This is a genomic window from Pseudoalteromonas sp. S558 (genome assembly GCF_005886635.1).
Lineage (GTDB): Bacteria > Pseudomonadota > Gammaproteobacteria > Enterobacterales > Alteromonadaceae > Pseudoalteromonas > Pseudoalteromonas aliena.
In genome coordinates, this window is record NZ_PNDU01000464.1 from 1 (window position 1) to 8,437 (window position 8,437).

The 8,437-nt window shown below is 37.6% G+C and carries 6 protein-coding genes; 1 reads left to right on the plus strand and 5 read right to left on the minus strand.

What is annotated here, in order from left to right; translation table 11 throughout:
- Positions 1-277: 277 nt before the first annotated feature.
- Entirely contained in the window at positions 278-3,160 is a 2,883-nt protein-coding gene (locus tag CWB66_RS20810) for a M16 family metallopeptidase (protein WP_138586938.1), read from the minus strand.
- A 250-nt stretch (positions 3,161-3,410) separates the two neighbouring features.
- Between CWB66_RS20810 and CWB66_RS20815 the strand changes: the two genes are divergently transcribed.
- Positions 3,411-4,367, plus strand: coding sequence for a methylenetetrahydrofolate reductase (locus tag CWB66_RS20815; RefSeq protein ID WP_138586939.1), 957 nt, complete (start codon positions 3,411-3,413; stop codon positions 4,365-4,367).
- Between the two features lie 471 nt (positions 4,368-4,838).
- On the opposite strand, the gene CWB66_RS20820 is transcribed toward CWB66_RS20815, so the two are convergent.
- The 4 genes from CWB66_RS20820 to CWB66_RS20835 all read right to left on the minus strand — a co-directional run bounded on the left by CWB66_RS20820 (position 4,839) and on the right by CWB66_RS20835 (position 8,339).
- Positions 4,839-5,096: a DUF2442 domain-containing protein gene (locus CWB66_RS20820; RefSeq protein WP_024610708.1), complete on the minus strand. Its 258-nt coding sequence runs from the start codon at positions 5,094-5,096 to the stop codon at positions 4,839-4,841.
- Between the two features lie 25 nt (positions 5,097-5,121).
- Positions 5,122-5,781, minus strand: coding sequence for a histidine phosphatase family protein (locus CWB66_RS20825; RefSeq protein ID WP_101217539.1), 660 nt, complete (start codon positions 5,779-5,781; stop codon positions 5,122-5,124).
- 273 nt (positions 5,782-6,054) lie between these two features.
- Positions 6,055-6,996 (minus strand): sensor domain-containing diguanylate cyclase, encoded by a 942-nt coding sequence (locus CWB66_RS20830; RefSeq protein WP_252371814.1) that lies wholly within the window; start codon positions 6,994-6,996, stop codon positions 6,055-6,057.
- Positions 6,997-7,091: 95 nt separating this feature from the next.
- Positions 7,092-8,339 carry a DEAD/DEAH box helicase gene (locus CWB66_RS20835; protein WP_138586940.1) on the minus strand — a complete coding sequence of 416 codons (1,248 nt, stop codon included), beginning with the start codon at positions 8,337-8,339 and terminating at the stop codon, positions 7,092-7,094.
- Between the last annotated feature and the right edge of the window lie 98 nt (positions 8,340-8,437).

The window sequence follows — 8,437 nt, forward strand, 5'->3', positions numbered from 1 at the left end:
AACTGCGTAATAACTTATATGTGAGTGTTATTTAGTTATCGTTTATTGATTTATTATCAAGCAAAATAAGATAACCTGAACTCTGGATAATAAATCTATTTCAAGCAGCTATTTTCAGCGCTAACGGCGTTGAATTTACTTGTAATAGGCCAGCTATTGACGCGTAAATTCGCCTTGTATTCACAGAAAATCTCTCAACCAGAGTTCAGGTTAAATAATAAAAAGCCCCAATACATTAAGCATTGAGGCTTTTTCTAACGTTTAAAAACCACTTAAATTATTGAAATACTTTATCTACTTTTACTACTTCAATATTTTTTGCAGGAATTGCTAATTTATAATCAGCAATCACTTTATCTTCAGCCACTAATTCGGCAGGTTTATTAGTATTATAAACCATTGGTGAGGTTTGCTCAGACGCTAAACGTTTTTGCATATCAGCGCCGTCACCAGTAATAAATACATAGTGAACATTGTCTGTTTGTAAGTTTTCTTTAATAACGCGATTAACATCAGCAAGCGTTAGCGTTTTAAGTTTATTAGTTACGTAACTTACAAAGCTATCTGTGTTGTAAAATTCGCTATCAAGTGCGTAACCTAATTGGCGGTTTTGACTTGCAACCATTTGCGGCACAAAGTTAATTAAAAAGTTACGCGTAGCTTCAAAGTCATCTTCGCTCATACCATTTTTAATTAGCTTATCTAGCTCAAACAAAGCGGTACGTGTTGCAAAGTGCGCATCGTTATTAGAGCGAAGTGGGCGTAACCACACTTGAAATATTTGCTCAGAGCGCCCTAGGTTTGCATCAGGCTTGGTTTGAAACATACCACGTGGAAAATATTCAATGTATGCGTAATCGCCATAGTTCATGCCGCGAGTTTCACGAATGCGCTCATATAAAAAGCTGTTAGAACTACGGTGCTCACCAAAGTACGAACGCACAAGCCAAAGGGCTGTCCAGTCTTCGCTACTTCTAATTGTATCAATAGGGAAACCAAACGATACCGCAGTCGATTGTGCCGATTTTTCTACAATCGTTGCATGATGACCTTTAAGCACTGGCGCATCAGGAATACTTAAACGGCTTTGCTCACCCTTTGGTAGCGTTGCAAAATCGCTCATCATTTTAGCTTTAAGCTTTGCAGGTACAGCCCCAATTAAACCAACCGTGAGTTTAGATTGCGTAAGCTCGCTGTGATAAAACGCTTTAACATCATCTAGCGTCAACGCTTCTAAATCCGAAATATCACCGTAGTTGTAGCTTTCGTAAGGGTGATTTTTGTAAAGCGCACTGTATAGCACTTCTTTGCCTAGCTCTTCATCGTTAGATGCTTTTAAGCCTGATTTAATACCGTCGATCATTTCTTTTTTAAGGCGCTTAAAGTCGTCGTCTCTAAAACCTGGGTTTAGTAATTGATCGCTCACAAGTGTATACCACTGCGCCGCATTATCTTTATGGATACGCCCTTGGAACGACAGCATTTCTTTATCTATTTGATAGCCAAAGCTACCCGCAAGCGGATAAAGTGCTTTTTGAATATCTTTATAGCTTGTCGCCTGCGAGCCACCTTGTGCAAGCATCGCCGCAGTGAGCGCAGCAACACCTTTTTTGCCTTGAGGGTCGGCAGCCGCACCGGTATTGAATAAAAAGTTAACATCAATTAATGGCGAGCTATTCGTTTTATCAAGTACTTTAAATACAGGTGCCGCAGGTGCTTGTTCAAGCTTTGCAGTAAGCGCATTTAAATCAACTTCTTGCTCAAACCCTGGGGCTTTATCAAGTGCCGACATCGTTAATGTGGTACGGGCGTTATCGGTAAAGTATTTATTAGCAACGGCTTTAATATCTGCGCTGGTAATGTTATCTGATGATTTATACAGCTGGTTTATAACCTCTGGATCGCGCTCAAAATGCATGTAACTCGCAAGTGTTGAAGCAATTGCTTGCGATGAGTCTAAGCCATTTATAAAGCTGTATTTAAGGTTCGATTTTAAGTCACTTAACTTTTTCTCATCAACAAGCTCAGTGCGTGCTTTTGCATAAGTTCGGTTAATTGCATCGCGAGCAGTGGCTAAATCGTCTACGTTTTCTACTTTAACAAATACGTGTAATAAACCCGGATCTTTAGTCTCTGGGTTATAGGTAAACATTTGGCTGGCAATTTGTTTGTCGACCACTAGCTCTTGATATAAATCTGAATTATTTGAAAAATAAAGCTGTGAGATTAAATCAAGCGCCGCTCTGTCTTTTTTAGCAGGCTCCCACGCAGCGCCTTTGTACGATACAAGTAACCAATGCCCTGGTAGCGCTTCATCTTGCTGGTGCAAATATTTTGGTGCTTGTTGAACAGGCTCTGCTTTAATGTCAGCAACATAGTTACCTTTTTTCCAGCTGCCCCAATGCTTTTTAACCATTGCCATTGTTGCTTGTGGGTCTACATCGCCCACAATAACAAGTGACACATACTCAGGCTTATAAAACTTAGCAAAAAATTCTTTACCATAGGCCATTTGATCAGGCATGGCTTCTATGTCTTTAAAAAAGCCCATCGTGGTGTGTTTATACGTGTGCTTATCAAACGCTTCTTCGCGTACAGCGCTTAATAATTTACGAATTGGGCTCGCGTTGTTTTTTAAGTACTCACCTTTAACCGTTTGTGCTTCGGTTCTAAATTGCTCTTCGGTGTAGGTTAAGTTTTGAAAAATATCAGCTTCAAGTTCAAGTACTTTATCAAGATGCTGTTTTGAAAAATTTAAATGGTAGTTTGTAAAATCGTTCGTTGTATATGCGCGGTTATCAACACCTGAATTTTTTAATATGTCTGAATACACATCTTCAGGGTATTTTTGTGAGCCTTTAAACATCATGTGTTCAAAAAAGTGAGCAAAGCCTGTTTTGCCCTCTTCAACTTCGTTACGCGATCCAACCGATACCGGAATTTGCAGCGACACTACATCAGGGTAATCGGTTTTAACAACCATGACACGCAAGCCGTTTTCTAGCTCTTCAATTAAATAGTCTTGCGAAAAAACACGATCATCAGCTTTATTTACTTGTTCTTGTTGTGCTGTTGTTTGCGTGCTTTGGTTTTGTTGCATTGCGCAACCCGTTAACGCCAGCGATACCGCTAAGCTGGTTGCTAATAATTTAAATTTCATTGTTGTCCCTTTTTAAATTGAGCAAGTTTGTTGTCAGATTTAACTCTTTAATTATGCCCCAAAGCCAATAAATATAAGAGTCCCGAGGGGATTTATTATGTAAACAACTGTGTCAATTACACATTATGGGAACAATCACTATGAATAAATATCATGTTAGTTGAAAAACTTTCATTAAATAAATCTATCTAGACGTCTAAATGGCTGCTATATTAAATCCATCAGAACAAACTTAGCTGGAATGAGGATTATGGCTTTATCACTAAAAGAGAAGATAGTGGACACCAACCAAGGTGTTTACCTTATTGGTACTACCCCGCCTAAAATCGGCACCGATAAAGCGCAATTGAAAATCATTGCAGAAAAGCTATTAGGTCGCTTACACGAAATTGAATACGACGGCGTAATAATTTACGACATTCAAGACGAAAGCAGCCGAACTAATCAAGCCCGTCCATTTGCGTTTAAACAAACCGTTGATCCGCGTGAATACAGTCATTTACTACGTAATTTATCTGCACAAGATGTGATTACTTATAAAAGTGTGGCACAGCGTGGCGTAGGCGAATTTAAGGATTGGCTAAGTGAAACTAAAAACGACTACGATTTACAAAATGTTGTTTTAGTAGGTAGCCCATCATCGATAGGTGATATAAAGCTAAGCCTGCCAGATGCGTATAAAGCATTGGCTGAGCAATCAGATGATTTCTTTTTAGGTGGCGTTACTATTGCTGAACGCCATTCAAGTAAACGAAATGAGCACGAACGATTAATAGAAAAAACAGCACAAGGTTGTCAGTTTTTTATATCGCAAGCTGTTTACGACGCACAAGCCACTATAGAGCTAATTACTAGCTACGCACGTACGTGTAAAGCACAGGGTATTATACCTCAACGTATTATATTAACGTTTACCCCGTGCGGCGGCGAAAAAACCTTAGAGTTTATGCAATGGTTGGGTATCTCAGTGCCAGAGGCAACTAAATGGCGCATGCTTGATGCAGACAATACATTAAGCGAATCAGTCCGTATTTGCCGCGAAAATCTCGACTTAATACTTAAAAGCTGTGCGCATTTAGATGTACCGCTGGGCTTAAATATTGAAAGCTTAACAAACCGTAAAGAAGAAATTGACGCGTCAATTAATTTATACCGTTTATTAAAAGCCATTATGGAATTGAACCTTGCGGAAAAGCTAATAGCTTAAAAGCTAGGTTAGAGCTAATTAACACCCTTCTTGGCAAGCCTCATGGCTTGCTTTTTTATGTCAGTTTTTTGAAAAATAAATTAATAAATACAAGTAAAAATTTTCAGCTTAAGCTATTTATTGAAGGTGTTTTTGGTTATTACTCTCAAGCCTTTTTAAGGCAAACCCCATAGAGGAGCACATAACACCAAAAATTATTCCCTCATTAGATATAAATCTAAAGTGAGGAAAAGCATCAAATAAGCTTATTATGACTAGAGATACAATAAAGCCGATACCTGAATACATTAACCAAACTCTTGTAGTTAAGTTTATAAAAAAATTTCCCTTTCTATGTTGAACTTTACATAGATAAATTTGATAAGAGGTAGCTTTTCTTACGTTTTATCTACATAAAGTAAATAATTAGACTTCTCAATATTTTGAATTTAATCTGCTATTCAACTGAATATAAAGATAATAAATAATAAGCTACTTACTCTTAACAAGCCTATTACTGTACAAGTCTGCTACTGGAAAAATCATTTTATAATCGTCCCAATTTAAATTCCCATCTACAATTTTATAATTGAGAAAATGCCTTCTCTGTTTATAAATATCATAATCTGGGTGCCCAACAGAGAAAATAAATGGATGAAAATCAACCAAACATTTATGCCCATCACTAAAATATATCTCTAAAATATGATCAGCTATGGGTTTTGAATTAATTATCGATAATTCCAGCATTAAGCTCCTTTTTACATTTTAGCTTTCATAAATCAGATTCAAGTACACTATCAATGCCTTCTCGCATATCAATTGATAAATGATATCGTTCTGATTCTTCATCGAGCTCAAGCACAACAAACCCACAATTAAAAAACTTTTCAGCTTCTTCATATTGCTCATACGACCAATGAAAATAGCGCATTAAAAAGACTAAAGCTGTAATACCATGTGTACTAATAACAAGACTATCGGTCCAATTATCTTGAGAAAAATCGCGATACAGCGTTTCTAAAAACGTAGAAATTCGATCATATACATCTGCACCTGATTCACCATTTTCTATACGATAAAAAAAGTAACTATGTCTTTTGCGATCTTCATATTTAAGGCGAGCCTCATCTTCTGTATAAAAATTCCCCCAATCTTGTTCACGTAATCTAGGATCTTCTTTATATTTAATATTACTTTTTAGCTCAGAGGTGATTAGCTCAGTTGTTTGCCTTGCTCTGTTATAAGGTGAGGACCACACAGTTACATTTTTATTTGCTAGCAGTTCGTTTAGTTTTACACCCGTTTTTATACATTGCTCTTTACCTGATTCAGTTAAATTAACTAAATGATCAGGAGTATGCTCATACATCCCTTTATCTATGTTTGCTTGAGATTGCCCATGACGAATAATAATAATCTGCTTAGGCTTCATTACGCCCTCCATGCTCTATAATAAATATCTATATAAATAAGCTCTTGATGAATGATTAAAACATAAAAAAGAACTTATTATTTTAAGGTTATTTCAGAAGAATTTAACCACTGGGCACATAATATTCAACCCCTAATTGATGTAGTTACATTAATTAATAAGTTAAAAGGAAACAGTGATAAATACAATTTTTCATAATACCTTTTTTGCTAATTAAAAATGAATTGAGTAAAGTCAACTCAAACTACGTAATTAAATTTTAAGTTATTTTTATTACTGCGCCTTTTTAGGGAGCTTATACGCTTGTTTATTTTTATACATTGCGTGGTCTGCATCATTTAATAGCGCTTCAAAGGGCTGCTTTTGTTTATTAGTAAAACTATAACCAATACTAAGCGATAAATCGCAAACGTCTTCTTTGAGTAAGGCTTTTGAATACTCAGTCGAAATTTTATCCATGATGTAGTTAATCTTGCTTTTATCGCTTACTTGCATTACTGCAACAAACTCATCGCCACCTAAGCGCCCTACTATATCAGCATCTCTTAAATGCGTTTTTAGCGTATCTGCCAATATAATTAAGGCTTTGTCGCCCACTTCATGTCCGCAGGTGTCGTTTAATTTTTTAAAGTCGTTTATATCGATAAACAAACAACACACGTCAAAGCCTAAACGTAGCGCTAAGTTAAGTTTTTGCTGGGCTAATAAGTTAAGTGCTCGGCGATTATAAATATTCGTTAATGAGTCTAACATGGCTATTTCGCGCATTTGCTCATAGCTATACACAAGCGCTAGGTCGTCTTCAATCAAATCACGTAGTTGTTCTATGAGTTCAAAATATTCATCGGTATAGCTTGTTTTCTGAGTGTCTTTTAAGCATAGCGTGCCAAATACTTCGCCTTCAGGCCAATGAATAGGTAAACCTAGGTAGGATTCAACACCATCTTCAACTACTTCTGGTAGGGTGTTCCATGCATCGTTATTGCTTGCATCATTAACATATAAAATATTTTTAGTTTCAGCTACGTGGCGACAAAAAAGAGGTGTTTGAGGAGGGAGTATAGGATTGGTCTCAAAGTTAGAGCCACCTTCGTTACTTCTAATAACAACGCGATAGCCTTTGCTTGTTGCCTGAACTATATAACCAGACGGGGCTGAAAAAAGCCCCGTTATAAGGTCGATTTTTTTGCCATTTATGCAAAGATATTTGGCCATCAATACCAGAAAATGCCCATTGATCAGTTTCAAACATTACGTTACCTCGGCTATGTATTAGCTCCAGTATAGGCAAAAAAGTAAAGGAAAAGCTATTATTTACGGCGTCTACTTGGCTCTCTTTTTCCTGTAATACGTTTTTTATCGCGATCTTTTCGCGACTTATTAGTATTTTTACGATTATCTTTTGGCTTTTTATTTGGATCAGGCTCATAGCCTTCTAACCACTGTGGAGTTAAACGCGTATCGAGTAGCACTTCAATTTCTTCTAGCAGCCATTGCTCATCAAGACTTACCAGTGACATAGCAAGGCCTTGTTCGCCCGCTCGACCGGTACGCCCAATACGATGCACGTAGTCTTCTGCTATGTATGGCAGCTCAAAGTTAATGACGTATCTAAGTGTAGAAATATCTAAACCACGTGCCGCTACATCAGTAGCAACAAGTACACGAGTAGCGCCTTCTTTAAAGTTTTGTAGTGCGCGGTCACGTGCGCCTTGCGACTTGTCACCATGTATTGATTCGGTTTTTAAACCGTCTTTACACATTTCTTTAGCGAGCTGATCAGCCATTTGTTTTGTGCGAGTAAAAATAAGCACTTGGCGCCAGTTTTTCATGCCAATCATGTGCGATACAAGTTCGCGCTTACGGTCTTCATCTACAGCGTAAATAACTTGATCTACTTCAACTGCGGCTGAGTTGCGCTTATCAACTTCAATTAGTTCTGGATTTTTAAGTAATTTTTTACTCAGTTCAAACACGCTGTCATCAAACGTAGCTGAAAAAAGTAAAGTTTGGCGATCGCCCGGAATATGACGCAATATACGTCTAATTTCATCAATAAAGCCCATATCAAGCATACGGTCTGCTTCATCAAATACGAGCGAATCTACACTTGAAAGTACGACGCTACCTTTAACTATATGATCGAGCAGACGCCCTGGTGTGGCCACAATAACTTGCGCTGTTTTAAGCGCTTTTATTTGTGGGCCAATACTTACGCCACCATACGCCAAAGCACCATTGATATTAGTGCCTTGTGCATATTTTTCAAAGCTGGCAAATACTTGCTGAGCAAGCTCTCGCGTTGGCGTTAAAATTACAACGCGGGCAAGTCCTGACTCATCTTTTTTGGGGGAATTTAAAAGCTTATGTAGCAAGGGTAAAACAAACGCGGCGGTTTTACCTGTGCCTGTTTGCGCACTGCCCATTACATCACTTCCCGCTAAAATAGGCGGAATAGTTTTAATCTGAATTGCGGTAGGTTGAGTGTAATTATTTTGCTCAATCGCTGTTAATAATAACGGGTCGAGATTAAGTGATGAGAACGTAGTGGCAGACATAGGCTTAGCTTTAAAATAACAAAGAGCGCTATTGTACGCATATTAACGCACTGCGTAAATTAACCAATAAAAAAGGCGTTAAATACAGCTGTATTTAA

Bases quoted from the DNA above. Each gene is read 5' to 3' on its own strand.
- CWB66_RS20810 (WP_138586938.1), bottom strand. From the start codon at position 3,160: ATGAAATTTAAATTATTAGCAACCAGCTTAGCGGTATCGCTGGCGTTA.
- CWB66_RS20815 (WP_138586939.1), top strand. From the start codon at position 3,411: ATGGCTTTATCACTAAAAGAGAAGATAGTGGACACCAACCAAGGTGTT.
- CWB66_RS20820 (WP_024610708.1), bottom strand. From the start codon at position 5,096: ATGCTGGAATTATCGATAATTAATTCAAAACCCATAGCTGATCATATT.
- CWB66_RS20825 (WP_101217539.1), bottom strand. From the start codon at position 5,781: ATGAAGCCTAAGCAGATTATTATTATTCGTCATGGGCAATCTCAAGCA.
- CWB66_RS20830 (WP_252371814.1), bottom strand. From the start codon at position 6,996: ATGGCCAAATATCTTTGCATAAATGGCAAAAAAATCGACCTTATAACG.
- CWB66_RS20835 (WP_138586940.1), bottom strand. From the start codon at position 8,339: ATGTCTGCCACTACGTTCTCATCACTTAATCTCGACCCGTTATTATTA.